The following is a 25367-nucleotide window of genomic DNA, read 5'->3' on the forward strand; positions in this document are numbered from 1 at the left end:
TTCGGTTGGTCGAGCCACCTCTGTTCACACGTCTGCGCGGCGCCTCCAGGGTGCTGATAGCCGGGGCGGGTGGCGGATTCGATGTATACGGTGGCCTGCCACTCGCTGTGGCTCTGGAAGGGCTCGGCAAGAAGGTGTACCTGGCGAACCTGTCGTTCAGCGACCTGCGCCGAACCCCACTCGACGACTGGCTCGCGCCGGGGGTCGCCGCCGTGCACCCCGAGACCGACGGCAATGACGATTACTTCCCCGAACGCACCCTGGCGCGATGGCTGGCAATCACCGGTCGCGATCAGATCGTGTACGCCTTTCCCAAGTCCGGCGTCCGCCCCCTGCGAGCCGCCTACCGTGCGCTCGTCGATCACCTCGACGCGGACGCCTTGGTGCTGATCGACGGTGGCACCGACATCCTGCTCCGCGGCGACGAGGCCGGGCTGGGCACTCCGCACGAGGACATGACCAGCCTCGCAGCTGCGGCAGCGCTTGACGGCATCACCTGCCTCGTGGTGTCGGTCGGTTTCGGTATCGACACCTACCATGGCGTCTGCCATGCCCACGTGTTGGAGAATCTCGCCGCGCTCCAACGTCAGAATGCGTTCCTCGGAGCGTTCTCCATACCGCCGGACAGCCTGGAAGGTGCAGCCTACCTCGCCGCCGTCATCCACGCCTTGGCCGATACTCCGTTACGGCCCAGCATTGTTCACTCCCAGATCGCCGATGCATTGCGCGGGGAATTCGGCGATGTCCACGCCACCAGCCGCACTTGGGGCACAGAACTGTTCGTGAATCCGCTGATGGCGATGTACCTGGCGGTCGATCTCCCGGCGCTCGCCCGCAGTGTCGAATACCTACCGCTGCTCGACTCGACCGACCATGCCTACCAGGTGGTGCAGGTTATCGAAGCACATCTGGCATCACGGCCCAATCCTCGTCCGCCCAGCCTCATTCCACACTGACCGGGGCCGGCCGCGGCGAGACCCAGTGTGAGTCGCTATCGCCCGCTGGACATCCGATATTCGGCATTACCGGATCTTCGATACGGCACGCGAAAGCTGACTACGGCCCCATCGAGCGAACCTGTGACGGTCGAATTACGTCCGCGGTCGTCCGTGGGTATCTCTTGTGGAAATCCCACGATCGCGGAGCTTGTTCAGGACGGTCATGCCGTCTACTCCCAGGTGCCGACCGACTCGGGCGGGTGACCAACCCTGACCGTAGAGGTGGTTGGCATCATCAATGGCCAGTAAACCCTGCCTCGCTCTGCATGCGACTCTGCCGGAGCGTTACGCACGATTCGAAGTCATCGCTTCCACAATTGATCACCGCGGGCGACTGCTGACTTTGCTTGCCGATCCCGCACAACTTCCCTCGGCGCGGGCGTCGATGCCCCACTACGACGCCACCGTCGTCATCTGCGACGGCCACGAGGTCAGCCAGATATCGTTGAGTGGCCTCGATCAATCGTTCAGCAAGATCGATGCCCTCGGCGACGGAGTCATCCTGGGCGCTGGACGAATCGACCGAGTACAGCCGACTACCTCGACTCTGCCTCACAACGGCGTGGCCTTCGACAGCGCCGGGGATCAGCTGGGGGCCTTCTACGCCGGCGACGCGATCGAGCAACGGCCACCTCCAAGACGACGTGATCACCGAGACCGCAAGGGAGGAACTCCGCCTACCGAACGGCCGCCGATCCCAGGGCTGGGCTCGTGGAAAGATCGGACGCGACTCGACACTCTGGCTCTACGAGGACGGCAACCCGCGGCGATGGTATCGGTACGAGCTGGACTGTTGAACCCCAGTAGACGACGCTCGCTCGCCCCCTTGGGACACGCTCATCGGCATTACAGCGCATCCGAGGAAGGGGTGGAGGCCCGACGGGGGTGGTGCCCTGCCGAGGGATCAGAACTTCTCAGTCAGGCATCGCCGAGTAGGTCACCACGAGGGGCGCGTGGTCGGAGAGGCGCTCGGCGGGTGACGGTTCCTTGTCGACTACGACAGCCGTCGCGAGGCGGGCGAGACCGGACGTCGCGAGTTGGTGGTCCACCCGCCAACCCACATCCTTGGCGAACGATCGACCCGCCCAACTCCACCAGGTGAGTGGACCCGGGCGATCGCCGTGCACCTGCCGCACCACGTCGACGAGTCGGCGCGTGCCGAGTACCGAACTGAACCACTCGCGGTCGGCAGGCAGGAAGCCGTCCATCGTGCGGGCGGCACGCCAGTTGGTGACATCGTGTCGGGTGTGCGCGATGTTCAGATCCCCGGTGAGGACGAACTTGCGTCCCGTACTCAGCGCAGCGAGCCGGTTCCGGTGCACTTCGCGGGCGAACGCCGCGAGGAACCTCTGCTTCCGTTCGTACTTGACCCCACCGTCGGGCAGTTCGCGCATCGATCCGGGGCGCTGGAGATGCGCGGGCAGACCACCCTTGGGGAGATAAAGCGAGGCCACCGTCACCGGGCGGTCGGCCAGATCTACCTCGATATAGCGTCCCTGCGCGGCGAACTCGCCGAGTCCCCGGGCCCTGGGCGGGTGAGTCACCCACGTCCGCACGGCGGCGGCTGGAACCCTCGTCAGTACTGCCACGCCGTTACGACCGGCCACGGAACCGACGTCCACCGCCGCCGAATATCCCGGGAAGTCTCCCACATCGGCTGCGGGACAACGCAGCTCCTGCAACGCGACCACATCCGCCGACCTGGCCCGCAACCACTGATCGAATCCACGACGACGTGACGCGCGGATTCCGTTGACATTGAAAGTGGCAACAGTGAAAGAGTCAGCGACCGACGAACCCATGGCAACACTGTGCCGGAGCCCGATACCTCTCACCCGGGCAGCTCCGGTACCGACCTGCAACCGATCATGTTCTGCTCGAATCAGCGCAGGCTCTCACGTGAACGCTTCTGGGTGTATCAGGTCGTCGACCAACGCACCGACGCGTTCATCGACCTCGGCGCGATGGTCTGACGGGACCCCGTGATTCGGTCCACCCGGACCGAAACCCTGGGGTCAGATCATGTGCCGGTCGACTTAGGCCCGCGGTCCTCCCTGGGTGTCCCTCGTAGGGATCCCACGTTCGCGGAGCTTGTTCAAGACGGTCATGGCGTCTACACCGAGGTGCCGACCAACGCGGGCGAGTGACCAGCCCTGACCGTAGAGATGGATGGCGTCATCGATTTGGTCGGGTGTCAGGCCGCGGCGTCGCATCGGTGCGTGATGTCGATGAAGGATCTCGCCGACTGTCCGTCGCTCGATACCGAACTGGACACCCAACTCATACACAGTCGCTCCACCCTCATAGCTAGCGATCAGTTCCCGAATCTGGGCGGGGTCGAGTTCCGCGCTCCAGCGCGCGCCGGGGTCCAGCAACCCACAGACCGCGACATAGTCGGATCCACTCGACAGGTGGCTCATGCTCATAGCGAGCATGAGCCCTTTCTCGTTCCGTGTCTGCGTCGATCAGCCTTGGCCTTCGGCGGTTTTCGCGAAGGCTTCCAGTACCGTGCTCCAGCCGCCGCCACCCTCGACGATGGTCTGCGCCATGGCCCGGCCTTCGACCAGGCGGTCGATGTGGCGGTGTTCGAGGGTGACCGTGGTCTGTTCGGGGCTCTCGGCGGTGAAGCGCACCTCGATTTCGCTGGCCCGCGCGGGGTCGGGGTCGAACTGCCAGTGGCCGTTGATCTGCCAGGTCAGCACGAGCCGGTGCGGAGGCTCCCACACCAGGACTCGGCCCCAATCGCATTCGCTCCCATCGACGCCGCGTTCGAACCAGCGCCCGCCCACCTGCGGCTCGAGGATCGCGTCGGCCATCTCGGCCGTGCCGATGTGATAGGCCGAAGGCCACCATTTGCCGAAGGATTCGGTGAAGAACGCGAACGCGCGCTCGAGCGGCAGTGCGACGGAGGCTTTTCCTTGCAGCGCGGCCAGATCCGGTGTCGTGGTCATGCGGGTTGCTCCTGTTCGGGATCGTCGGCCGCCGCTTCGGCGGCCTTCTGAAAAGCGGCGAGGGCGTTGTCCCAGATCTGCTGGAAGTAGGCCTGGATCGCTTCCAGCCCTTCCGGGTTGATCCGGTAGATCCGCCGGGTGCCTTCGGGAGTGACCACCACCAGACCGCCCTGTTTGAGGACCTGTAGATGCTGCGATACCGCCTGGCGCGTGATCGGCAGCTCCTGCGCCAGTTCACCCACCGAGCAAGGCCGGCGCGCCAACCGTTCGAATATCGCTTTGCGCATCGGGTCGCCCAGTATCGCTAGATCCACATCTCTGAAAGTGTCCACTTTCGTAAGTGTGGACTTTCAAAGCGTGAAACGCAAGACCCGCCGCGCCGTTCCGGTGCGGCTAGCCACGGGCGAGGAGTTCGGGTAAGGGCCCGGTGCAGCTCATGTTCGGGCTGGTCGGCCACGATCCGGGCGCGCCAGGCGACGAATCCGTCCGGGCGGATCAGTGTGGCGCCGGTATCGGTGATTCCGAAGGTGCGCGGAAACCGGTCGTCGGTGTCGCGCAGCTCGGGCCCGATCCGATAGGCGTCGAAAGGTATTCCGAGAGCGGCGGCCACGTTCTCGGCCGCCGTGATCCACGGGCCGCCCACGCTTCCGGCGAGCAGGGTGAAGGTGCCGGTGCACAGATCCAGGGTGGACACCGCTGTCCCGTTGTGGCTCAGCCATACGTGCGGGGCGCGCACTCCGGGGCGACCGCTGGGAGTGCGGGGATTTTCGACCGGCTGCTCCGGAGTGCCCGGCTCGACACAGATCGCCGCAGAGCGGTATCGGTAGCCGAAAGCCATGCTGACCTCGTCGATCTGGGTCGCCGCCGCGCCGGAAGCGTGGTGGCGAGCGGTCAGGATCCGCATCGCGGTGTCCATGGTGGTCTGCGCGACCGGGCGCCGCTCGGCTTCGTAGGTGTCCAGCAGCGATGCTCCGGCCTGTCCGTGCAGGACGGCGGCGAGTTTCCAGGCCAGGTTGTGTGCGTCGGCGATCCCGGTGTTCGCGCCGAACGACCCGGTCGGCGGCATGACGTGGGCGCAGTCCCCGGCGAAGAACACCCGGCCGACCCGGTATCCGCGGGCTACCCACGCTCCGATCCGGACGTCCGTCGGGGTGGCGCGCCATCCGGGAACCGGCGGCACTAGCGTGATGTCCAGGTCCGCGGCTCCGATGGCGGCGCGGGCGGTGTCGAGGCAATGCCGCTCGGTGAAGTCCTCGATGGTCTGGCCCTGTCGTGGATCCAACGGTATGCCGAGCATCCATCGCCCGTGCTGTCGCAGTGGCGTCAGCACGGTGCCGGCGGCGGGCTGGTCGAGGTAGGCGAGCAGGAATCGGCGGTCCCGGAGGGGCGTCTCGAGGTCGGCGTCGAAGAGGAAGTGTGCGGCATGGCCCAGCACGCCGGGGCCGTCCGCGCCGACACCGAGCCGATGGCGGATCTCGGCGCGGTTGCCGTCCGCGGCGACGAGATAGTCGGTGCGAACAGTGGATTCGGTTCCGCCGGCGAGATCACGCACGGTCGCGGTCACGCCGTCGGCGTCGATGGTGAGTGACATGAGTTCGGTGCCGAAGCGCACGTCCGCGCCCGCGCGGATCGCGTGTGCGTGCACGATTCGTTCCAGTTCGTCCTGGTCGATCAGCGCCCAATCGGCGGGGCTGATGTCGCCGGGCCGGACCTGGGCGAGCATGTCCACCCGGAAACGTTCCGCGGCGGCGAGAGTGTCCGCGCCGATCATCTCGGGCAGGTCGAGCAGGATCGATTGGTGCGCGCGGATGTCGTCCTCGAGTCCGAGGGCCCGGTAGATCTCCAGTGATCGTGGGTTGAAGGCTCTGGCCTGCGGCATGATCGCCGTCGACGGATGCCGTTCGACCGTTGTCGAGCGCACCCCGTGCCGGGCGAGGAACAGCGCCGTGGACAGGCCGGTGATGCCTCCGCCCACGATGAGTACGGGGGTGCGGTCAGGCGTTTCGCTTGCCATGTGGTTCTCCAGTGCTACCCGAGCTGACGAATTCACTATCAACCAGCTGCACTATTGAGTCAAGCAACTACTTGATTGTGTTTTCCATTCAGTTGACTTTGCTGGCTGTTGTTATAGTTCGGCCGTGCCCTCAGCGAAGCCGCGTCGTTCACCGAAACCGCAGGAGCGGCAGCGTGACCCGGAGCGCACCCGAAAACTCATCCTCGACGCCGCATCCTCGGAGTTCGCGGCACACGGATACGCCGGCGCTCGAACCGGCGCGATCGCCGCCAAGGCAGGTGTCAACCAGCAGCTGCTCTGGTACTACTTCGGCAGCAAAGAGGGCCTCTACCAGGCGCTCACGCAACAGTGGCAGACCCGCGAAAGCCAGCTGGTCTCCTCCGGCACGCCCCTGTCCGAACAGATCCGCCGCTACGCGTTGGAAGCGACGAACAACCCGGACGCCGTCCGGCTGCTGGCCTGGGGTGGACTCGAATACACCGGGCCCAGCAGCGATTTCGATCAGGAACGACGCGCGCAACACATGCAATCCGCCGTCGACGAGATCCGGGCCCGCCAGAACTCGGGCCAACTGTCGGCCGACATCGACCCAGCCTGTTTGACGATCATCCTGACCGCCGCCGCCATGGCGACCACCAGTATCCCCAATGTCATCGAAGGCATCTGCCGAGTCGACCCGCACAGTTCCGAATTCGTCCACCACTACGCCGAGCAGGTCGCCCTCGTCGCCCGCCTGCTCGGATTGGACCCACCCGAGCCGGACTGACCGTTGGGCAGCGGGTCACCCCAGGTGAACCACCGTGATCCGCTCGCCGTCGTTGACCGCGAAGCGTCGACCGGCCGAGTCGATCGCCATTCGCCCTCGCCCCGAAAAGGACTTGGTCCCCACGATGGAGCTGGTAGCCGAGCCGGTCGGGAGGTCGGGCCATTCAGCCAGCAGTGCTCCGTCCGCCGCGTCATACAGGCGGGGGTAGTCGTGCAGCGCCAGGATGTGGCCCGCCATGGTCACGATGTCACCTGCGGCCGAAGGCAGCTGTCTGCGCCAGACGACTGTCTTTGTGACGGGCGACCAGCGGGCCAGCGTATTGGGCCCGAGCACTTCGGGATCATCGGATGATGCCACTCCGTCCGGGCAGGTACTGATCACGATGTCGTCGCTATCGAGGAAACACGCACCGGCGACATCGATACTCGTGTGCGCGAATCCGCTCAGCGAATCCAGAACCGCTGGTTCTGTCGCCACACACGACAGCTTGTAGACAGCCAGCCAATCCACTGGATGCCACACCCACCCGGCACTGAGCAGATACTGCCCACTCGGTGATACTTCCAACCGGGAATGAAAGACATCCTCCGGGCTGCGGTCGGAATCGGCGGTCACGCGCTCGCCATTCGCCGCGACTTCGATTTCCAGACGGTTGTATTCCTCGGGGCAATGCGCCAATCCGGTGCGGCCGTCCGGAAGTGTGTACAGCGCCACGGGGTATCGATATGCGTCGGCGCAGTAGTCACTTCGATGGATCTCGCGGATGAGCTCACCATCCGGCGTCAGCAGCAGTCCGTTCGTGCCGGTGCTCGCCACCAATGCGATGACGTCGCCGAGAGGTGACGCTGTCGCGGTGTCGAACTGTGCGCCGTAGTCGTCGAATCTCGACGACCCCGGCGATCCCTCCAAGGGAATCGACCGCCAGCCCGACGCCGCGTCGTACAGCCGACTACCGGACCAGACCAGCGCCCTCGCACCCGCGTGATCGACCACATCTCGGTGAAGCTCGCGCATGGGCCCAAGTCTGGCAAGCCGATACGGCAACGTCTATTGCCCGGCCGCTATTCGGCAGTCGAGTCCGGTCATGAGCGGACTGCCCAGTGCCGCTTCGATCGCGGCGTGGCCGCTGGTATCGGTTCGGCGGGCACGGTCTACTGGCAGGCGTTCTGTGTCCGTGCGGCGTCGAGAAAGAGGTAGTCGAATGGCAGCTCTGACGAATGTGACAGTTTTCGGGACCGGGGTGCTCGGGTCGCAGATCATGATGCAGGCCGCGTATCACGGTAAATCCGTTACCGGGTATGACGTTTCGGAGGAGTTGCTGGCGAAGCTGCCGCAGCGGTGGGAATGGATGCGCGGGTATTACCAGCGTGATCTGCCCGACTACGACGCCGAGCGGTTCGATCGGGCGGTCGCCGCTATTCGCACCAGCACCGATGTCGCGGATGCGGTCGCGCAGGCCGATCTGGTGATCGAGGCCATTCCGGAGAACCTCGACCTGAAACGGAAGGTGTGGGGGCAGATCGGGCAGGCCGCGCCCGCCGAGACGATTTTCGCGACCAACACATCGTCGCTGCGGCCCAGTGATTTCGCGGAGGCGACGGGTCGGCCGGACCGATTCCTGGCATTGCATTTCGCGAACCTGATCTGGTCGCACAACACCGGGGAGGTGATGGCCACTCCGGCCACCGATCCCCGGTGTTTCGACGCGGTCATGCGGTTCGCCGGCGAGATCGGACTGGTGCCGGTCCCGGTGCGCAAGGAAGTCCCCGGTTACATCCTCAACAGTGTGCTCATTCCGTTCCTCAACGCCGGCGCCCAGCTCTATGTGGACGAGGTCGCCGATCCGGCCGATATCGACGCGGTGTGGCGCATCGCCACACAGTCCCCGTTCGGCCCGTTCCAGGGCTTCGACATCGTCGGTTTCAATGTCGCTTACAACATTTCGCGCAACTCACCGGATCCCAAGATGCGCAAGTTCGCCGACATGTTGAAGCAGAGCATCGATGCGGGCCGTTCCGGTCTCGCCGACCGCGCCGGCTTCTTCACCTACGACGCCGAGGGCAACCGCGGCGAACCCGTCGCCGCCTGGAAACTCGAGAACTGAGCGGCGAACGGCTCGCCGCGGGGCGGTGCCTCGGTGCGTTCGAGGCGCCGCCCGCGCAGGTCAGAGCGGTGCGGTGAGTTCCAGGTGGATGCCGTCGGGGTCGGTGAAGGAGAGGATGGCGATGCCGAACTGCTCCATGTCGATGACCTCGCCGTGTTCGATGCCGGCCTCGGCGCAGCGCTCGGCGGCCTGGAAGAGGTCGGCTTTCGAGGCGACGGAGAAGCTCAGGTGGTCGAGGCCGACGCGGTCGGCGTCGAAGCGGTCGGCGGGGTCGGCGACGGGGCGCAGGCCGAGCAGCATGCCGTTCGCCTGGAACACACAGCCGCCGAAGAGCTGGTAGGGATCGGCGCGGACGTCGGGATCGGCGGGGCTGCCGGGGGATTCGGCGGCCACCTCGAAGCCGAGGACGCGCTGGTAGAACTCGCGCGAGCGATCGATATCGGTGACGGTCAGGCGGATGTGGTGGGTGCCGGTGGTGGCGAAGAGGGTCACGAATTGGACTGTAAGAGGACGACATTCGCTTGCGTAGTGTCGGAAGCGACACATTCCGTACTGTTTCCGACATGAATGTGGATATCTTCGTGCTGGACGGTACGGCGGATTTCGGGTTCACCGGCCTGCTGGAGACCTTCGCCATGGCGAACTCCCTGCGCGCGGAATCGACCGCACCACCGCGGCCGTGGCAGGTGCGCGTCGTCTCGCTCGGCGCGAGTGTGCGCACCAGGCACACACTGGCGGAACTGCGTTCGTCGCGGTCACCGGCTTGACTACGCGCCGATCCGCTCAGTAGCGGGTGCGCAGCCGCTGCACCGCGTCCTCCAGGTGCTCGACCAGCAGCGCGCGGACCCGCTCGGGCGGGCCGTCGAGGATGGCGTCGCGCAGGTCGAGGTGTTCGCGGGCCTGCACACGCAGATCCGGGTAGGTGGTTTCCAGAGCGCCCAGGCACATGCGGGTTTCGAGGAGCAGGGTGCGGGCGGCGCGGACCAGGCGGGGGCTGGCGGCGCTGTCGACCAGGGCCTCGTGGAAGGCCTGGTCGGCGTCGGAGACGCCGGTGGCATTGCCGGATTCGGCGTGGGCTCGCATCACCTCGACGCTGGGTTCCAGTGCCCGGTAGGCGATTTCGCGTCTGCCGTCGAGGATGAGCTCGAGGGCGCCGCTCTCGATCGCGGTGCGCGCGCGGTAGACGTCGATGACGTCGTCGAGGGTGAGTTCGATGACGAAGATCCCCCGGTGGCGGACACTGTGCAGCAGTCCTTCCGATACCAGGCGCTGCATGGCCTCGCGGATCGGCCCGCGGGAGACATCGAATTGGGCGGCCAGATCGGTTTCGATCAGCTGCGCGCCCGGTGCGAGCGCGCCACGCACGATGGCGTCGCGAAGCCGGTCGGCGATCATCTCCGCAGTCGACTGCCGGTTGACCGGTTCGAAATCAAGCACTGGCATGTATACACCTATCCGAGAAGAGTTTTCCCAGTTTGCCGGTCGGGGCGCCGGGTACCCCCGCGAGCCGCAGGCCCTCCCAGATGGTTACCTGATTGGCCGTCAGCACCGGTTTGCCCAGTGCCGCTTCCAATTCCGGCAGCACCTCCAGGGTGTGCATGGCGGTGTCGGGGACGAGCAGCGCCGCAGCGTCGGGACAGTCGTTGGCGAGGACCAGGTTTCGCACCTGGTCGGGTGTGAGCGTGCCGACCGCGGCGGCGGTGTCGATGCCCGCGCTGGTGCCCGAGACAACCCGAATGCCCTCGGCCGCCAGGAAGTCCGTGAACAGCGCGGCCACCTCGTCGGGGTAGCTGGCCACCACCGCCACCGTGTCCACCGCCAGCGCCCGCGCCGCGTTGACGAAGGCGAAGCTGGTGCTCGACGCGGGTACCCCGGCGGCCGTGGCCAACCCGCGCACCTGTTCGCGCGCGCCGTCCGGGCCGTAGACGAAACTGCCGGAGGTGCAGGCCCAGACGACGGCGTCCGGTGCGAAGGGCCGCAGCAGCTCGGCGCCCCGGCGCAGTTTGGCCGGGCTGCCCAGCTCGCGCAGTTCGGGTACCGCGTGCAGATCGGTGCCGTAGATGTGGGCCACGCGCAGCTCGACGCCGAGAGTGCTTGCCGCGCGGGGGTAGTCGTCTTCGGCGGCGTGGTCGGGGTAGATGAAGCCGATCGTCATATGCCCTCCTAGAACACATCCTGGAGCCAGCGGCCGGGCCCCATCATGGGCAGTTTCATCCGCCCCAGGCACGCCCACATGGTGAGTTGATTGGCGGTGAGCACCGGTTTGCCCAGTACCTGTTCGAGGGGTTCGATCAGGTCGTAGGTGGGCAGGTTGGTGCAGCTGACGAAGATGGCCTGGGAGCCGGGGTCGTCGGCGTTGATGATGCGTTCGGCGACGGTGCGGTAGCTGACTTTCCAGATGCCGCCGCCGAGTCCGAGATGGTCCGAGCGCAGGACCTCGCAGCCCGCCTCGACGAGGAAGTCGGCCAGTTTGCCGGTGAGTATCGCGTCGTAGGGGGTGATGACCGAGATGCGGGTGAGGTCGAGTGCGCGGATGGCCTCCAGCAGCGCACCGGAGGTGGTGACGGCGTCGCGCGCCCCGGCCGCGCAGATGGCCTCGCGCAGGGCCGACTCGTGGGCCATGCCGTGCACGAAGCTGCCGGAGGTGCACAGGTAGGCGATGACCTCCGGATCCACGTGCAGCACATTGTGTGTCGCGGCCGAGAGGTGGATGGGATTGGAGACGAGTTCGGCCATGGCGACCGAAACCGGCACCGGCTCATAGGGTGTGCGCGCCAGGTGCAGGCTGACCTCCAGCGGTACCCACCGCCATAGTTCGCGTTCCAACGCCAGGTCGAAGGGTGCGATGATGCCGATACCCCGTTGTGCGACGGGACCTTCTATATCGGGAAACTGGAGTTCCACGAGGGCCCCTCTCGCGTTCAGCCGGGCTACCACCGCATGTCGTCAGATTGTTGACAATCATACGATGCGTTTTTACCCTGTCAATGTGAATGAGGGACCGATAATCACCGTTCTTCACGACGGCAATCGGCCCGATGCGCAGCTTATGCATCCCGTCCACGAGCGCGCCACGGTTCGCTACACCGAATCGCCGGGCCTCGCCGACGCGTTGCGCGGCGCCGAGGCGCTGTTCGTGTACGACTTCCTGAGCCGGGCCGTCCCCGGCGCCTGGTCCGCGGCGGACCGGCTGCGCTGGGTGCACGTCGCGGCGACCGGTGTCGACACCGTCATGTTCGACGAGCTGGTGGCCGGCCCGGTGGTCGTCACCAATACCCGAGGCGTCTTCGACACCGCCATCGCCGAGTACGTGCTCGGCCAGATCCTGTCCTTCGCAAAGGATTTCACCGAGTCGTCGCGTTTGCAGCGCGAACAGATCTGGCGGCATCGCGAATCCGAGCGGATCGCGGGCGCCACGGTGCTGGTGGTCGGCACCGGCCCGATCGGCCGGGCCATCGCGCGACTGCTGCGCGCGGCGGGCATGCGGGTGCGCGGTCTCGGCCGCCGGCCCCGGGCGCAGGACCCGGACTTCGGCACGGTCGGCGTCGATCTGTACGCCGAACTGGCCACGACCGATTACGTCGTGGCCATCGCCCCGCTGACGCCGTCGACCCGGCACCTGTTCGACGCGCGAGCATTCGCGGCCATGAAGCCGCATGCCCGTTTCATCAATGTCGGTCGTGGGGAATTAGTAGTGACAGACGATCTCGTCGCCGCCCTGCGCTCCGGCACTATCGCGGGGGCGGCGCTCGATGTCGTCGATCCCGAGCCGCTGCCGTCCGGTCATCCGCTGTGGGATCAGCCCGATGTTCACCTCACACCCCACAATTCCGGAGATTTCGCAGGCTGGCGGACCGACATTGTCACCGCCTTCACCGCGAACTTCGAACGGTGGATCGACGGTCGGCCGCTGTGCGACGTGGTCGACAAGAGGCTGGGTTACGTGCCCGGCTGAAGGGAGTCCGTTATGACGACCGAGCCGACGGCCATGTCGGCGGTGGAGCTGGTCACCGCGTATTCCACCGGCGCCCTGTCGCCGGTCGAAGCCACCCGGGCCGCCCTCGATGCCATCGCCGAGCGTGATCCGGAGTTGAACGCCTTCTGCCTGGTGGATCCGGAACGGGCGCTGATCCAGGCCAAGGAATCCGAGGCCCGCTGGCTCTCCGGGCACGTCCAGGGCCTGCTGGACGGAGTGCCGATCTCGATCAAGGACATCTTCCTCACCGAGGGCTGGCCGACCCGGCGCGGATCGACCTCGATCGAAGCCGATGTGCCCTGGCCGCTGGACAGTCCGGTCGCGGCGCGGCTGCGTGCGGACGGCATGGTGTTCCTGGGCAAGACCACCACACCGGAGCTGGCCTGGAAGGCGACCACCGACAGTCCGCTCACCGGCATCACGCGCAATCCGGCCGATCCGTCGACGACCTCGGGAGGTTCCTCCGGCGGTAGTGCGGCCGCGGTCGCCGCGGGGATGGGCCCGGTGTCGGTGGGCACGGATGGCGGTGGGAGCGTGCGGATCCCGGCCTCGTTCTGCGGCATCGTCGGTTTCAAGCCGACCTACGGGCGGATTCCGCTGTATCCGGCCAGCCCGTTCGGGCCGTTGGCGCACGCGGGCCCGATGACCCGCACGGTCGAGGACGCCGCGCTGCTCATGGACATTCTGTCGCTGCCCGATCCGCGTGACCCGACGGCGCTGGCGCCCATGATGACCACCTTCCGCGGGCAACTGCACCGTGACGTCCGCGGTGTGACGGTCGCGTACTCCGCGACGCTCGGCTACGCCCAGGTCGATCCGGAGGTCGCGGCGGTGCTGGCGGCGGCGGTGGCGCGCCTGGAGGCGGCCGGGCTGCGCGTGCTGGCCGCCGATCCCGGATTCGCCGAGCCGCGTGCGGCTTTCGAGCAGCTCTGGGCCTCGGGCGCGGCGACCATGCTCTCGAAGTTCCCGGAGGGCACCCGCGACCGCGTGGACCCCGGCCTGCGCGCCGTATGGGAATACGGCGAAACCCTCAGCGCCGTGGATCATCTCGACGCGCGTGCGATCGCCGCCGAGGTGGGCATTGTGATGGGCGCCTTCCACACCGCCTACGACGTGCTGATCACCCCGACCATGCCGATCACGGCCTTCGAAGCGGGACACGATGTGCCGCCCGGCAGTGGCCTGCGCGGTTGGCCGGAGTGGACGCCGTTCACCTACCCGTTCAACCTGACCCAGCAGCCCGCGATCAGCATCCCCGCGGGGACGACGAGCGCCGGGCTACCGGTCGGCATGCAGATCGTGGGTCCGCGGCATTCCGATGATCTGGTGCTGGCGATGGCGCGATTCGCCGAGCAGGTGCTCGCGGGCTGAGTCAGCTCGCGCGGGCGAAGGCGAGGGTCTCGCCTTCCACACCGCGCAACCAGAGCGCGTTGCAGGCGGCCGCCAACTCGTCGAGACCGGTGGTGATGGTGGCGAACACATTGCCGGGTACCCAGCCCAGGTCGCCGTTGATCAGCAGGTTGTTGCGGCCGTAGAACAGCGCGAGGTCGGTGGCGCCCTGGGCGTGGTGCGCCGCGGACCCCGGCTCGTAGCCGTAGGCCGGATTGCCGATCTCCCACGCCTGGAAATCGAACAGGCACACATCGCCGGGAATCGGTGTGACGGTGGGGTTCTCGCGATGCGGCGCGGCCGTGATCCGGGGCAGCAGCGTGTAGACCTCGTTGCGCGCGTACTTGGCGTGGAAGGCGTCCCCTTCCTGCGGCAGCGCGTCCCAGACCGCCGCGCAGGTGCGCGGCGCGTCGGCATCGAGCAGCCGGGCGCGGCAGGTCACCCCGGCCTTGGTGAGCGTGATGGTGATGTGGCGGGCCATGGGTGTCCTCTCAGAGTTCGTCGAGTACGGCCGACCAGAGCTCGAGCGCCTCGTCGATCTGCTCGGCGGAGACGATCAGCGGTGGGATCATGCGCACCACATTGTTGTGCGCGCCGCAGGTCAGCAGGACCAATCCGTGGTCGACAGCGCGTCGTTGCGCCGCCGCGGCGGTGACGGGATCGGGTTCGCCGGTGGCGGTGCTGAATTCCGCGCCGACCATCAGGCCCAGGCCACGGACGTCGCCGATGGCCTTGGTGGCGCGCTCGCGCATGCCGGTCAGCAGTTGCGCGCCGCGGGCGTCGGCATTGGCGACCAGGCCTTCGGATTCGATCACCTCGAGTGTGGCGACGGCGGCGGCGCAGGCCACCGCGTTGCCGCCGTAGGTGCCGCCCTGGGACCCCGGCCAGGCCTTGGCCATCAGCTCGGTCGAGGCGGCGATGCCGGACAGCGGGAAGCCGCTGGCCAGGCCTTTGGCAATGGTGATCACATCGGGGCGGACGCCGAAGTGCTGGTGCCCGAAGAACTTTCCGGTGCGCCCGAATCCGGTCTGGATCTCGTCGAGCACGAGCAGGATGCCGTGGGCGTCGGCGCGTTCGCGCAGCCCCTGGAAGAACCTGGTGTTGCCGGGAATGTAGCCGCCTTCGCCGAGTACCGGTTCGACGAGCAGGGCCGCGGTCTCGCGCGGCGCGCTGAGCGTGGCGAACAGGTAGTCCAATTCACGCAGTGCGAAATCGGTGGCCTCGTCCTCGGACCAGCCGTAGCGGTAAGCGGTGGGGAACGGTGCGACGTGCACGCCGCTCATGAGCGGGCTGAACCCGGCGGAGAAGCGGGTGCCCGAGGTGGTCATGGTGGCGGCGGCGACGGTGCGGCCGTGGAATCCGCCGTGGAAGACAATGACATTCGGCCGTCCGGTGGCCTGGCGGACCAGCCGCAGCGCCGCCTCCACCGCCTCGCTGCCGGAATTGGCGAAGAACACCGCGTCCAGTTCCGGGGGCAGCACCTCGCCCAGGCGTGCGGTGAGTTCCAGCAGTGGCCGGTGGCGCACGGTCGTGTATTGGCCGTGGATCAGGCTGCCGATCTGGGCGCGCGCGGCCTCGACCACGCGCGGATGACAGTGCCCGGTGCTGGTCACACCGATTCCGGCGGTGAAGTCCAGGTATCGGCGGCCGTCGGTGTCGTAGAGGTAGCAGCCGGAACCGTGGTCGACGGTGAGCGGCGTGGCTTGTTTGAGGACGGGGGAAAGCTCGGTCATGGTGAGCTGCCTCAGCTATTGTCGGATTGTTGACAATATGCATAACATGGCGGGCAGCGGCGCGGCAATGGTTCGAAACGCGCCACCGCAGCGGAGGGAGTGGCCACCGATGCTTGTCATCGAATCCGTGCCGAAAGGTCTCTACATCGACGGCGCCTGGCGCGAAACCCCCGGCGCGCTACCGGTTTTCGACCCGGCGACCGGAAAGCCCCTGTGCCAGGTCGCGGACGCCGCTCCGGCGGACGGCCTCGACGCGCTCGCCGCCGCCACTGCCGCGCAGGCCGGCTGGGCGCGCACCCCGGCCCGCACCCGCAGCGAGATCCTGCTCCGGGCCCAGCAGCTGCTCCTGGCCGACGCCGAGCGGCTGGGCACGATCATGACCCTGGAGATGGGCAAACCGCTCGCCGAGGCCCGCGGCGAGGTGGCCTACGCGGCCGAATTCCTGCGCTGGTTCGCCGAAGCGGCGGTCCGCCTGGACGGCGGCTACCTGCCCGCGCCGACCGGCGGCTCCCGCTTCCTGGTGACCCGGCAGCCGGTCGGGGTGAGCCTGCTGATCACGCCGTGGAACTTCCCGATGGCCATGGGCGCGCGCAAGATCGGCCCGGCGCTGGCGGCGGGCTGCACCTGCGTCGTCAAGCCCGCCGAACAGACACCGCTGTCCATGCTGGCCCTCGCCGCCGTGCTGCACGAGGCCGGTGTGCCGCCCGGCGTGGTGAACGTGGTGACCACCGCCGACCCGGGCGCGCTCATGACGCCGCTGATCCTCGACCGCCGCTCGCGCAAACTGTCCTTCACCGGATCCACTGCCGTCGGCAAGCAACTGCTGGAGTTGTGTGCGCGCACCGTCATGCGCACCTCCATGGAGCTGGGCGGCAACGCCCCGTTCCTCGTCTTCGAGGACGCGGATCTCGACGCGGCCGTCGACGGGGCGATCGCGGCGAAGTTGCGCAATACCGGGCAGGCGTGCACGGCCGCCAATCGAATCCTGGTGCAGCGCGGCGTCGCCGACGAGTTCGCGCGGCGGCTGACCGAACGCATGGCCGCCCTCCCGATGGGGCCGGGCACCGAACCGGGGGTGGTCCTCGGCCCGCTCATCGATGCCGACGCGGTGGCGAAGGTGAGTGAGCTGGTCGCCGACGCCCGTCGGCGCGGAGCCGCTGTCCGGCTGGGCGGCGAGCCGCTGGCAGGGCCCGGGAACTTCTATCCGGCAACGGTTCTCACTGATGTACCGGATGACGCGGCGCTGTGCCACACCGAGATCTTCGGTCCCGTAGCGCCACTCGCGGTCTTCGACACCGAGGACGAGGCCGTCGCGCGCGCCAACGACACCCCTTACGGTCTGGTCGCGTACGTGTACACCGAGAACCTGCGGCGCGGGCTGCGGGTCTGCGAGGCATTGGAGACCGGCATGGTCGGACTGAATCAGGGGGTGGTGTCCAATCCGGCGGCGCCCTTCGGCGGGGTCAAGGAATCCGGGCTCGGCCGCGAGGGCGGCTTCATCGGTATCGACGAGTTCCTGGAAACCAAGTACATCGGCGTGGCGCTGTGAACCGGTACCGGATCGCCACCATTCCGGGGGACGGGATCGGCGTGGACGTGACCGCCGAGGCGGTCAAGGTGCTCGACGCGGTGCTGCCCGGGCTCGCCTGGACCGAATTCGACTGGTCCTGTGCGCAATACCTGCGGACCGGGTCCATGATGCCGCCGGACGGCATCGAGCAGCTGGCCGGATTCGACGCGATCCTGCTCGGCGCGGTCGGATTTCCCGGTGTGCCGGACCATGTTTCGCTGTGGGGGCTGCTGATTCCCGTGCGCCGCGCGTTCGGTCAGTACGTCAACTTGCGGCCGGTGCGCCTGCTGCCGGGGACGGAGTCGGCGCTGCGCGATCGCGGGGCGGCCGATCTGGATCTGCTCATCGTGCGCGAGAATTCCGAGGGGGAGTACAGCGAGCTCGGCGGCATCCACAATCCCGGCCGCCCAGGGGAATTCGTGCTCCAGGAATCGGTGTTCACCCGCGTGGGTTGCGAGCGCATCATCCGCTACGCGTTCGACCGTGCCGCCGAGCGTTCCGGGCGGCTGTGCTCGGCCACCAAATCCAATGGCCTGATCCATTCGATGCCGTACTGGGACAGCGTCTTCGAGCAGGTAGCCGCCGACTATCCCGGCGTCGAGACCCGGCAGATGCATGTCGATGCCCTGGCCGCCGAGATCGTTCTGCATCCCGACCGGCTCGATGTCATCGTCGGCTCGAATCTGTTCGGCGACATCCTTTCCGATCTCGCCGCCGCCGTGACCGGCGGACTGGGCTTGGCGCCCTCCGGCAACATCGACCCTGCGCGCGAGCATCCGTCCATGTTCGAAGCGGTGCACGGCAGCGCACCCGATATCGCGGGGCAGGGCATCGCCGACCCGGTGGCTCAGATCCTGGCCGGCGCGATGATGCTCGACCAGCTCGGCGAATCCGCGGCTGCCGCCGCCGTCGACACGGCCGTGTGCGATGTGCTCGGCGCGGGCGAGGTCCGCACCCCCGATCTCGGTGGAAAGGCCACGACCGCCGAACTCGGCGACGCCATCGCCGAACGTGCCGCCGCGCTGATGCGCTGAGGATCAGCGCGGCGACAGCGACCGACGCGGCCGGCGTTCGCGCACTATGATCGACTCGCCGGGCAGTCGAGTTCGCCTGTGCCGAGCAGAGTGCGAGTGGGGGAGCAGGTCGGTTGGAAGCGGTGCACGGCACGACCTTTGCCGGATACATGATCGAAGGTGTGCTCGGGCGCGGTGGGATGGGAACCGTCTACCAGGCCGGCCACCCCAGATTGCCGCGCAAGGTGGCGCTCAAGCTGCTCAATCGCGACGTGTCGGCCGATCCGGAATTGCGGGCCAGGTTCGAGCGCGAAGCCACGGTCGTTGCGCAGCTGGATCATCCGGGCATCGTTGCGGTCGAGGATCGCGGGATCGAGAACGGGCAGCTGTGGCTGGCCATGCCCTATATCGAGGGCACGGACGCGAGCGGGCTGGACGCGCGCGCCATGAGCGCGGGCCGCGCCGTGCGCGTCATCGCGGAGATCGCCGCCGCGCTGGACTACGCGCACAGTCGCGGAGTGCTGCACCGCGACGTGAAGCCGGCGAACATTCTGCTCACGGCCGAACAGGCGGGCCGCGGCGAGCGGGCCCTGCTCACCGATTTCGGCATCGCCCGTCTGCTCGCTTCGGATACCCAGCTGACCGCCACCGGAACCTTCACCGCCACACTGGCTTACGCCTCACCCGAACAGCTGTCCGGCACCCAGGTCGATCATCGGTCCGATCAGTATTCGCTGGCCTGCACGCTGTTCGCGCTGCTCGCCGGGCAGGCACCTTTCGCGGCCGGTGATCCCGGACAGGTGGTCGCGGGGCATCTGGTCAAACCTGTGCCGCCACTCGGGCGTTCGGATGTGCCGGTGCAATTGGATGCCGTCATCGCGCGCGCGATGGCCAAGAATCCGGCCGAACGCTACAGCAGCGCGGGAGAATTCGCGGCGGCCGCGACGCACGCGGTGGCCGGCGCCACCGTGGCCGCGCACTTTCCTGCCCCGCCCTCCGGCGCCACCCTGGCCACGCACATTCCGTCCCCGCCGCAACAGCATTCCGTGCCTGCGATGTACCCCGTGCGACAACGCGGCACCTGGCCTGCCGTGTGGGCGGTCGCCGTGGGATTCGCACTGATCATGCTGGATTCGGCCACCGTCCCGATGGCGCTGCCGTCCCTGATGCGGGAATACCAGACCTCCTCGACCATGGCCGCGTGGTTGGTCGACGGCTACGTGCTGGCCGCGACGGTACCGCTGATACTCGCCGGACGGCTCGGAGATCGACTGGGCCCCAAGAACATCTACCTGGCCGGACTCGCGCTCTTCACGATGGCGGCTTTGTTCTGTGCGCTGTCGGCCGATATCGAGCTGTTGATCGTGGGGCGCGCGCTGCAGGGCTTCGGCGCCGCGCTGGTCCTCTCGCAGGTGGTCGCCGTCGTGATCCGCACGTTCGCGCCCGGCCGCCGCGGCACGGCCATGGGACTGTGGGCGGGCGCGGGCGGCGCGGTCACCCTGGTCGGCCCGCTGCTGGGCAGCAGACTGGTCGAGAACCTCAGCGTGAGTTGGGTTTTCCTGCTCGACCTGCCGCTCGGCATCGTCGCGCTCGGCCTGGGCGCGGCGCTGATTCCGGCCTTGCCCGCGCAGCGCCCGGGCTGGGATATCGGCGGTGTCCTTCTCTCGGGTACTGGCGTCCTGCTGCTGGTCCTCGGGCTCCAGACGGTGGTGCGCGGCAATCGGCCGGGGTGGGGGTACGGGCTACTCGGCGCCGGCCTGCTGATCACCGGCCTGTTCCTGCTGCTGCAAGTCCTTGGTAGCCGGACCACGCTGACGCCGAAAGCCGTACTGCGAGACCATGCCTGGTGGCTGTCGGGTCTGGCGAGCGCGGTCGCGGCAGGCGCGTTGACCGCGCAGCTGATGGCGATGTCGATGTATCTCGTGGACCGTCCGGGCGGCGCACTGCTCATGACCGGAATGCTGCTGATTCCGGCGGGCCTGGCCGCCGTCGTCTCCGCTCCGCTGCTGGGCGGGCTGTCCGACCGAGTGCATCCCGGGCTGATCCCGGCACTCGGATTCGCGCTGTCCACGCTCGCGGTGGCCGGGGTGTTCGCCGTAGACACCCTCGGATACCCGCCGGTGATGTTCGTGCCGATCGGCGGGCTGCTCGGCGTCGGTGGCGCGGGGGTCTGGGGTCCGCTCGCCGCGGTGGCGACGCGTTCCTTCCCGCCGGATCGCGCCGGCGCCGGTGCGGGTATCCATCTGACGACCCGGCTGCTCGGCTCGCTGATGGGCGGCTCGGTACTGCTGGTGTGGCTCCGGTATCGGCTCGGGTCGGCGGGCCTGGCCGGCTGGGACGCCGTGAATTCCACACTTCGGCATTTCGTCCTGCTGTCCAGCGCGGTCTCCCTGTGTGGTGCGCTCGTAGTCATCCTGTTCGCCGGTCTACGGTCGCGCCGTCCCCGCGATGTCGTGCCGCGCTGAGCTCGCCGCGTGATCCCGAATACGTCGGCTTGTCCGGAACTCCGCACGCTGGCATTATCCGAGCCATGATGTATCGGAACACCATGTATCGCAATATCGGGATCGCCGCCTTCGCCCTCGCGGCCCCACTGGTCCTGGCCGCGCCGCAGGCCGCGGCGGCGCTCCCACCCGGCGTCACCTGTGACGGCTTCACCTGTGTCAATGACACCGACGACACGTATCGCGTGACGTCGGAGGTGGAGTGCAGGGCCGTGGGGATGACGGTGGCGGATCGCCGGACGGTCGTGGTGGACACCTATGTGCCGCCACGCGGTAGCGCCCAGGTCGCGGTGGCCTGCCCGATGCTCACGGGTCCGGCCACCTGGGAGCAGCAGCCGCCGGAGCTGGGGGCGGACGGTACCTGGGAGCACAAGCCGCCGGTGCTGGTGCCGGGCCAGATGGTCGGCAGCCTGCCCGCGGCGGTTTGGCATCGGTCGGCCGTGGTCGACAACACTCCGCGGCCGTCGAGCGGGTCCGCGTCCTGACGGTCAGTCCGCGAGATGGCGGATGAGGCGCCGCAGGTGTTCGGTGTAGTGGCTCCGGAATTCCGGCGACGTCGGGTCCAGGCCGGTCACCCGCCGAACGACCTGGGGTAACACGGTCGGCACCAGTGCGGCGCCCATGACCGTCAGGAGGAAGACGCCGGGGTCCACGTCGGCGGGGAACTGGCCGTCCGCCTGGCGGCGGCGCAGATCGGACAGGTCCTCCGGGGCATAGTCGACCGGTGCCGCGCCGGAGGACTCGGCCAGGCCCTCCCAGGCCAGTAGCCGGCTCATGCGCGAGTCGTCGAAGCTGTTGCGCAGGTAGGCCGCGGCCAGCTCGTCGAGGGGGAGCTCGGGTGCGGCGAAACCGCCTTCGACCTGCAACCACTGCTGTTGCAGGGCCTGGTAGAGGCCGTCTTTGCCGCCGAAGTAGTAGGTGATCAGCTGCTTGTTCACGCCCGCCCGATCGGCGATCTCCTGGACGCGGGCGCCCGCGAATCCTTTGGCGGCGAACACATCCAGTGCCGCCGCGAGCAGCCGGGCGCGGGTGCGTTCGGCGTCGCGCCGGCGTTCGTCGGCGGGTGCGCGGCGGGGGCGTTTGGTCTCATCAGCCATAACGAGTCGTAACTGTACTCACGGTTGACACAATCATCCAAATGGATGACTATTTGAGGCATGTCGAATCACGCACCCACCGAAAAACCGTCCATCGCCATTGCCGGAGCCGGGCTCAGCGGCCTGTGCCTGGCCCAGTCGCTGCTCGCGGCGGGCTTCGAGGTCCAGGTCTACGAGCGCGACGCGGCGCCGCACGCCCGCCGCCAGGGCTACCGCATCACCACCGATGAGCACGGCATCGACGCGCTGCGCCGCTGCCTGCCGCCGCACCTGTTCGAGCTGTATCTCGCCACCGCCGGTGATACCCGCTCCGGCGGTCACTTCCGGTTTCTCGATCGGCGCATGCGGGAAATCTTCAGCTTCAGCTTCGACGGTGACCCGACCGGTGAGGATCTCACCAAGCCTCGCCAGTCCGATCGCCAGACGCTGCGCGCGCTGCTGCTCGACGGCCTCGACGGGCGGGTGCACTACGGCAAAGCGGCCGCCGGAGTGGAGGTCGACGCGCACGGTGCGACGCTGTGCTTCGCCGACGGCACCGCGGTCCGCGCAGATCTGGTAGTGGGCGCGGATGGCGCGAATTCCCCACTGCGCGAACAACTCCTGCCCGACTGCGCGCCCCGGGCCACCGGCATGACCGCCGTTTACGGCTGCTCGCCGCTGTGGCTCGATGGCGCGTCGCTGGTCCCGCCCGCGCTGCTGGACAGCGGCGTCCTCTCGGTCGGTGCGCCCGGCTCGGCCTTCTTCTGCACCAGCATGATGTTCAAGGAATCGCCCGCGCGGGCCTTCGCCCGCCTGGCCCCGGCGCAGCGTCCGCCGGTCGCTGAGGACTACGTGATGTGGGCGATCATCGTCCCGGACAACGAGTTTCCCGCTGGCCGGTGCGACGCCGCGACCCTTCATCGCTTCGCTGTCGACGCCTCCAGCGAATACCATCCGGTGCTCGCGCGGCTGGTGGAAGCCGCCGACATCGACTGCACGCTGGCGGTTCCGCTGCGCGCCGCGACCGCGCCCGCGCGGTGGCCCGCCACTCGCGCCACCCTCATGGGCGACGCGGTGCACACCATGCCCCCGTTCGGCGCGCACGGTGGCAACACCGCGCTTCGTGACGCGGCCCTGCTGGGTGAAAAGCTCAGAGCCGCAGTGGAATCCGGCGCTTCGCTGGAATCCGCGGTGGCCGAATACCAGCGCGAAATGCTCGACTACTCGTTCCGGGAGGTCGATGCCGCCGAGACGATGATGACCCGCTTCACCACCCGCAACCCGATCCTGCGCTGGGGCATGATGCGGGTCGCGCCCTGGGTGCGTTCGCTGCGCGGCAAGCCGCTGGATCTCACCCCCGCCGCCGCACCATCTCGGTGATCCAACTCCTCGGCGGCCCAGCCGAGCCGCGGTCTCGTCGCTGGGCGGGCCTACGAGAGACACGCGCCACGAGTACTTGACTGAAAATTCAGTCAGGAATAGCTTGGTGCTTGCCGAACGAGGAGGAGCATTATGCGGCGACGAACATTCGTTCAGACATCGATGGCGGCGATCGGCAGCCTGCTGGCGGGCTGCGCCGAGCGGGTCGCCGAGGACGACGAGCGGACCTGGCTGATGCCCGAGGAGGGGCAGCCGCACGCGCGCACCTGGATGGCCTTCGGCGCCGATGCACGCATCTGGGGCGCCGAACTGGTTCCGGAAGTGCGGCGCAATCTGGCCGCCATCGCCACCGCGATCGCCCGGTTCGAACCGGTATCGATGCTGGTTCGGCCCGGTGAGCTGGAACTGGCGCATGGCCTGGTCGGTGGTGCGAACGTCGAGTTGGTGCCGGCCGAGATCGATGACCTGTGGATGCGCGATACCGGGCCGGTGTTCGTACGCGGCGCGAGCGGGCGCGCCGGAGTCGATTTCAACTTCAACGGCTGGGGCGACAAGCAGGAGCACCGCCGCGACGCCGCGGTCGCGCGGATCGTCACCGAGCGCGCCGGTGTCGAACGGCTGCGTACCGACCTCGTGCTCGAGGGCGGCGCTCTCGAGGTCGACGGCGAGGGCACCGCGCTCATCACCGAGAGCTGCGTGCTCAACAACAACCGCAATCCGGGCTGGACCAAGCGTGACGTCGAAGCGGAACTGGCGTATCTACTCGGAATCGAGCGGGTGATCTGGCTGCCCGGCATCGCCGGGGAGGACATCACCGACGGCCACACCGACTTCTACGCGCGCTTCGCCGGGCCGGGAGTGGTGGTGGCGGGGCTGGACAACGACCCGGATTCGTTCGACTACGACGTCACCCGCCGTCACCTCGACATCCTGGGCGGGGCGACCGACGCGCGTGGCCGCCGGCTGCGCGTCGAGGTGCTGGAGGGGCCCTCCACCGTGCGGGAGACCTTCGCCGCGGACGATTTCGCCGCCGGATACATCAACTTCTATGTCTGCGACGGCGCGGTCATCGCGCCCGAGTTCGGTGATCCGGTCACCGATCCGGCCACCCGCGCCACTCTGGGGCGGTTGTTCCCCGGCCGGGAGATCGTGCAGCTGAATATCGACGGTATCGCCGCCGGTGGCGGCGGTATCCACTGCACCACGCAGCAGGAACCGGCTGCCTGACCTTACTGTGGGGAATCGTGTCGGAGCGTCGAAACCAGATCCTCGAAGCCGCCGTCCGCGTGATCGCCCAGGATGGCGTCCGCGGCCTGCGGGTGGACAAGCTAGCGGCGGCGGCCGGGGTGTCGACCGCGCTGATCTACTACCACTTCAAGGATCGCGCGGGCATTCTGTCGGCCGCGCTCGAGCACGTCAATCACCGTGCGCAGACCTATACCGAGCCCGACGGCCTGGATGGCCGGGAGCGGATCGAGGCCATACTGCTGCGCGAACTCCAGGGGGACGAGCATGTCCGCGAGACCAGCATTGCCTGGGGTGAGCTCCGCGCCAGCGCGGCGTTCGATCCGGGGTTGCGTGCCCCGCTCCGGGCCACCACCGAGGCCTGGAGCGCCGATATCGAGGCGTTGATCCGGGCTGCGCGCGACACCGGCGCGTGTGCCTCCGGTGTGGACGCGGCGGACAGTGCGGAGCGCCTGACCGCCCTGGTCGAGGGGTTGAGTGAGCGCTGGCACAGCGGCTCCCTCACCCTCGAGCGGGCGCGTGAACTCCTCTCCGGTGCAATCGCTCTCGAACTCGGCCCCTAGCCCAGTCGGCAACCTCTTGGCTAATCGCGCTTTGTGTAGGAAGGTGGAAGGCGCGCGTGGCCAGTACTTCGACTGTTTCGGAAGA

General features: G+C 67.9%; 26 protein-coding genes. 14 read left to right on the forward strand and 12 right to left on the reverse strand.

Annotated features, from left to right (window positions below):
* The first annotated feature begins 50 nt into the window (after nucleotides 1-50).
* Nucleotides 51-956: a DUF1152 domain-containing protein gene (locus ACFVMC_RS07895; RefSeq protein ID WP_379209448.1), complete on the forward strand. Its 906-nt coding sequence runs from the start codon at nucleotides 51-53 to the stop codon at nucleotides 954-956.
* Nucleotides 957-1912: 956 nt separating this feature from the next.
* Here the strand turns inward: ACFVMC_RS07895 and ACFVMC_RS07900 are convergent.
* Nucleotides 1913-2800: an exodeoxyribonuclease III gene (locus ACFVMC_RS07900; protein ID WP_379208017.1), complete on the reverse strand. Its 888-nt coding sequence runs from the start codon at nucleotides 2798-2800 to the stop codon at nucleotides 1913-1915.
* A 9-nt stretch (nucleotides 2801-2809) separates the two neighbouring features.
* Here ACFVMC_RS07900 and ACFVMC_RS07905 point away from each other — a divergent pair, with 9 nt between their 5' ends.
* Nucleotides 2810-2971, forward strand: coding sequence for a hypothetical protein (locus ACFVMC_RS07905; RefSeq protein WP_379208019.1), 162 nt, complete (start codon nucleotides 2810-2812; stop codon nucleotides 2969-2971).
* A 492-nt stretch (nucleotides 2972-3463) separates the two neighbouring features.
* Here the strand turns inward: ACFVMC_RS07905 and ACFVMC_RS07910 are convergent, their stop codons facing one another.
* From ACFVMC_RS07910 to ACFVMC_RS07920, 3 genes are read right to left on the reverse strand one after another with little or no spacing between them, the layout of a single operon-like run.
* Complete coding sequence (locus tag ACFVMC_RS07910; protein ID WP_379208021.1) at nucleotides 3464-3949, reverse strand: SRPBCC family protein; 486 nt, start codon at nucleotides 3947-3949, stop codon at nucleotides 3464-3466.
* Nucleotides 3946-4281: an ArsR/SmtB family transcription factor gene (locus tag ACFVMC_RS07915; RefSeq protein WP_379208023.1), complete on the reverse strand. Its 336-nt coding sequence runs from the start codon at nucleotides 4279-4281 to the stop codon at nucleotides 3946-3948. Before ACFVMC_RS07915 ends, ACFVMC_RS07910 begins: the two co-directional genes overlap by 4 nt.
* Nucleotides 4254-5963 (reverse strand): FAD-dependent oxidoreductase, encoded by a 1710-nt coding sequence (locus ACFVMC_RS07920; RefSeq protein ID WP_379208024.1) that lies wholly within the window; start codon nucleotides 5961-5963, stop codon nucleotides 4254-4256. The genes ACFVMC_RS07915 and ACFVMC_RS07920 overlap by 28 nt, the downstream gene beginning before the upstream one ends.
* A 124-nt stretch (nucleotides 5964-6087) precedes the next feature.
* On the opposite strand from ACFVMC_RS07920, the gene ACFVMC_RS07925 reads away from it, so the two are divergent.
* Nucleotides 6088-6729 carry a TetR/AcrR family transcriptional regulator gene (locus ACFVMC_RS07925; protein ID WP_379208026.1) on the forward strand — a complete coding sequence of 214 codons (642 nt, stop codon included), beginning with the start codon at nucleotides 6088-6090 and terminating at the stop codon, nucleotides 6727-6729.
* A gap of 15 nt (nucleotides 6730-6744) precedes the next feature.
* Here the strand turns inward: ACFVMC_RS07925 and ACFVMC_RS07930 are convergent, their stop codons facing one another.
* Entirely contained in the window at nucleotides 6745-7743 is a 999-nt protein-coding gene (locus tag ACFVMC_RS07930) for a hypothetical protein (RefSeq protein ID WP_379208028.1), read from the reverse strand.
* 187 nt (nucleotides 7744-7930) lie between these two features.
* Here ACFVMC_RS07930 and ACFVMC_RS07935 point away from each other — a divergent pair, with 187 nt between their 5' ends.
* Nucleotides 7931-8833 (forward strand): 3-hydroxyacyl-CoA dehydrogenase, encoded by a 903-nt coding sequence (locus ACFVMC_RS07935; RefSeq protein WP_379208030.1) that lies wholly within the window; start codon nucleotides 7931-7933, stop codon nucleotides 8831-8833.
* A gap of 60 nt (nucleotides 8834-8893) precedes the next feature.
* Here the strand turns inward: ACFVMC_RS07935 and ACFVMC_RS07940 are convergent, their stop codons facing one another.
* Nucleotides 8894-9325 carry a VOC family protein gene (locus ACFVMC_RS07940; RefSeq protein WP_379208032.1) on the reverse strand — a complete coding sequence of 144 codons (432 nt, stop codon included), beginning with the start codon at nucleotides 9323-9325 and terminating at the stop codon, nucleotides 8894-8896.
* Between the two features lie 71 nt (nucleotides 9326-9396).
* Here ACFVMC_RS07940 and ACFVMC_RS07945 point away from each other — a divergent pair, with 71 nt between their 5' ends.
* Nucleotides 9397-9600, forward strand: a complete 204-nt coding sequence (locus tag ACFVMC_RS07945) for a hypothetical protein (protein ID WP_379208033.1) — start codon at nucleotides 9397-9399, stop codon at nucleotides 9598-9600.
* A gap of 16 nt (nucleotides 9601-9616) precedes the next feature.
* On the opposite strand, the gene ACFVMC_RS07950 is transcribed toward ACFVMC_RS07945, so the two are convergent.
* Genes ACFVMC_RS07950 through ACFVMC_RS07960 form a run of 3 tightly spaced genes read right to left on the reverse strand, consistent with a single transcriptional unit; the run spans nucleotide 9617 to nucleotide 11737 of the window.
* Nucleotides 9617-10276, reverse strand: coding sequence for a GntR family transcriptional regulator (locus ACFVMC_RS07950; protein ID WP_379208035.1), 660 nt, complete (start codon nucleotides 10274-10276; stop codon nucleotides 9617-9619).
* Nucleotides 10263-10988: a maleate cis-trans isomerase gene (locus ACFVMC_RS07955; RefSeq protein WP_379208037.1), complete on the reverse strand. Its 726-nt coding sequence runs from the start codon at nucleotides 10986-10988 to the stop codon at nucleotides 10263-10265. The genes ACFVMC_RS07950 and ACFVMC_RS07955 overlap by 14 nt, the downstream gene beginning before the upstream one ends.
* Nucleotides 10989-10996: 8 nt before the next feature.
* Nucleotides 10997-11737, reverse strand: coding sequence for an Asp/Glu/hydantoin racemase (locus ACFVMC_RS07960; RefSeq protein WP_379208038.1), 741 nt, complete (start codon nucleotides 11735-11737; stop codon nucleotides 10997-10999).
* 85 nt (nucleotides 11738-11822) lie between these two features.
* Between ACFVMC_RS07960 and ACFVMC_RS07965 the strand changes: the two genes are divergently transcribed.
* Entirely contained in the window at nucleotides 11823-12788 is a 966-nt protein-coding gene (locus tag ACFVMC_RS07965) for a D-2-hydroxyacid dehydrogenase (RefSeq protein WP_379208040.1), read from the forward strand.
* Between the two features lie 12 nt (nucleotides 12789-12800).
* On the forward strand, nucleotides 12801-14180 hold the full coding sequence (locus ACFVMC_RS07970; RefSeq protein WP_379208041.1) for an amidase: 1380 nt from the start codon (nucleotides 12801-12803) through the stop codon (nucleotides 14178-14180).
* Nucleotide 14181: 1 nt separating this feature from the next.
* Here ACFVMC_RS07970 and ACFVMC_RS07975 read toward each other — a convergent pair whose 3' ends face one another.
* Entirely contained in the window at nucleotides 14182-14679 is a 498-nt protein-coding gene (locus tag ACFVMC_RS07975) for a DUF3830 family protein (protein ID WP_379208043.1), read from the reverse strand.
* 10 nt (nucleotides 14680-14689) lie between these two features.
* The gene (locus ACFVMC_RS07980) at nucleotides 14690-15931 is read right to left on the reverse strand and encodes an aspartate aminotransferase family protein (RefSeq protein WP_379208045.1); all 1242 of its coding nucleotides are present in this window, start codon (nucleotides 15929-15931) and stop codon (nucleotides 14690-14692) included.
* 109 nt (nucleotides 15932-16040) lie between these two features.
* Between ACFVMC_RS07980 and ACFVMC_RS07985 the strand changes: the two genes are divergently transcribed.
* From ACFVMC_RS07985 to ACFVMC_RS08000, 4 genes are all read left to right on the forward strand, one after another.
* On the forward strand, nucleotides 16041-17480 hold the full coding sequence (locus ACFVMC_RS07985) for an NAD-dependent succinate-semialdehyde dehydrogenase (protein ID WP_379208047.1): 1440 nt from the start codon (nucleotides 16041-16043) through the stop codon (nucleotides 17478-17480).
* Complete coding sequence (locus tag ACFVMC_RS07990) at nucleotides 17477-18535, forward strand: tartrate dehydrogenase (protein WP_379208049.1); 1059 nt, start codon at nucleotides 17477-17479, stop codon at nucleotides 18533-18535. Before ACFVMC_RS07985 ends, ACFVMC_RS07990 begins: the two co-directional genes overlap by 4 nt.
* Before the next feature lie 122 nt (nucleotides 18536-18657).
* Entirely contained in the window at nucleotides 18658-20979 is a 2322-nt protein-coding gene (locus tag ACFVMC_RS07995) for an MDR family MFS transporter (protein ID WP_379209450.1), read from the forward strand.
* A 65-nt stretch (nucleotides 20980-21044) separates the two neighbouring features.
* A complete protein-coding gene (locus tag ACFVMC_RS08000) occupies nucleotides 21045-21503 on the forward strand; it encodes a hypothetical protein (protein WP_379208051.1) in 459 nt (152 codons plus the stop codon).
* Between the two features lie 3 nt (nucleotides 21504-21506).
* Here ACFVMC_RS08000 and ACFVMC_RS08005 read toward each other — a convergent pair whose 3' ends face one another.
* A complete protein-coding gene (locus ACFVMC_RS08005) occupies nucleotides 21507-22115 on the reverse strand; it encodes a TetR/AcrR family transcriptional regulator (RefSeq protein ID WP_379208053.1) in 609 nt (202 codons plus the stop codon).
* 60 nt (nucleotides 22116-22175) lie between these two features.
* Between ACFVMC_RS08005 and ACFVMC_RS08010 the strand changes: the two genes are divergently transcribed.
* The 3 genes from ACFVMC_RS08010 to ACFVMC_RS08020 all read left to right on the forward strand — a co-directional run bounded on the left by ACFVMC_RS08010 (nucleotide 22176) and on the right by ACFVMC_RS08020 (nucleotide 25282).
* A complete protein-coding gene (locus ACFVMC_RS08010) occupies nucleotides 22176-23474 on the forward strand; it encodes an FAD-dependent oxidoreductase (protein WP_379208054.1) in 1299 nt (432 codons plus the stop codon).
* Nucleotides 23475-23606: 132 nt separating this feature from the next.
* On the forward strand, nucleotides 23607-24701 hold the full coding sequence (locus ACFVMC_RS08015) for an agmatine/peptidylarginine deiminase (protein ID WP_379208056.1): 1095 nt from the start codon (nucleotides 23607-23609) through the stop codon (nucleotides 24699-24701).
* 17 nt (nucleotides 24702-24718) lie between these two features.
* On the forward strand, nucleotides 24719-25282 hold the full coding sequence (locus ACFVMC_RS08020; RefSeq protein ID WP_379208058.1) for a TetR/AcrR family transcriptional regulator: 564 nt from the start codon (nucleotides 24719-24721) through the stop codon (nucleotides 25280-25282).
* Nucleotides 25283-25367 lie beyond the last annotated feature (85 nt).

Source organism: Nocardia sp. NPDC127579 (genome assembly GCF_042672005.1).
Classification (GTDB): Bacteria; Actinomycetota; Actinomycetes; order Mycobacteriales; family Mycobacteriaceae; genus Nocardia.

Excerpts from the sequence above, each read along its gene's own strand:
- ACFVMC_RS07955 (WP_379208037.1), bottom strand. The coding sequence starts at position 10,988 with ATGACGATCGGCTTCATCTACCCCGACCACGCCGCCGAAGACGACTAC.
- ACFVMC_RS08010 (WP_379208054.1), top strand. The coding sequence starts at position 22,176 with ATGTCGAATCACGCACCCACCGAAAAACCGTCCATCGCCATTGCCGGA.
- ACFVMC_RS08015 (WP_379208056.1), top strand. The coding sequence starts at position 23,607 with ATGCGGCGACGAACATTCGTTCAGACATCGATGGCGGCGATCGGCAGC.
- ACFVMC_RS07970 (WP_379208041.1), top strand. The coding sequence starts at position 12,801 with ATGACGACCGAGCCGACGGCCATGTCGGCGGTGGAGCTGGTCACCGCG.
- ACFVMC_RS07935 (WP_379208030.1), top strand. The coding sequence starts at position 7,931 with ATGGCAGCTCTGACGAATGTGACAGTTTTCGGGACCGGGGTGCTCGGG.
- ACFVMC_RS07910 (WP_379208021.1), bottom strand. The coding sequence starts at position 3,949 with ATGACCACGACACCGGATCTGGCCGCGCTGCAAGGAAAAGCCTCCGTC.
- ACFVMC_RS07900 (WP_379208017.1), bottom strand. The coding sequence starts at position 2,800 with ATGGGTTCGTCGGTCGCTGACTCTTTCACTGTTGCCACTTTCAATGTC.
- ACFVMC_RS07975 (WP_379208043.1), bottom strand. The coding sequence starts at position 14,679 with ATGGCCCGCCACATCACCATCACGCTCACCAAGGCCGGGGTGACCTGC.
- ACFVMC_RS07930 (WP_379208028.1), bottom strand. The coding sequence starts at position 7,743 with ATGCGCGAGCTTCACCGAGATGTGGTCGATCACGCGGGTGCGAGGGCG.
- ACFVMC_RS07950 (WP_379208035.1), bottom strand. The coding sequence starts at position 10,276 with ATGCCAGTGCTTGATTTCGAACCGGTCAACCGGCAGTCGACTGCGGAG.
- ACFVMC_RS08000 (WP_379208051.1), top strand. The coding sequence starts at position 21,045 with ATGATGTATCGGAACACCATGTATCGCAATATCGGGATCGCCGCCTTC.
- ACFVMC_RS07920 (WP_379208024.1), bottom strand. The coding sequence starts at position 5,963 with ATGGCAAGCGAAACGCCTGACCGCACCCCCGTACTCATCGTGGGCGGA.
- ACFVMC_RS07985 (WP_379208047.1), top strand. The coding sequence starts at position 16,041 with ATGCTTGTCATCGAATCCGTGCCGAAAGGTCTCTACATCGACGGCGCC.
- ACFVMC_RS08005 (WP_379208053.1), bottom strand. The coding sequence starts at position 22,115 with ATGGCTGATGAGACCAAACGCCCCCGCCGCGCACCCGCCGACGAACGC.
- ACFVMC_RS07945 (WP_379208033.1), top strand. The coding sequence starts at position 9,397 with ATGAATGTGGATATCTTCGTGCTGGACGGTACGGCGGATTTCGGGTTC.
- ACFVMC_RS07980 (WP_379208045.1), bottom strand. The coding sequence starts at position 15,931 with ATGACCGAGCTTTCCCCCGTCCTCAAACAAGCCACGCCGCTCACCGTC.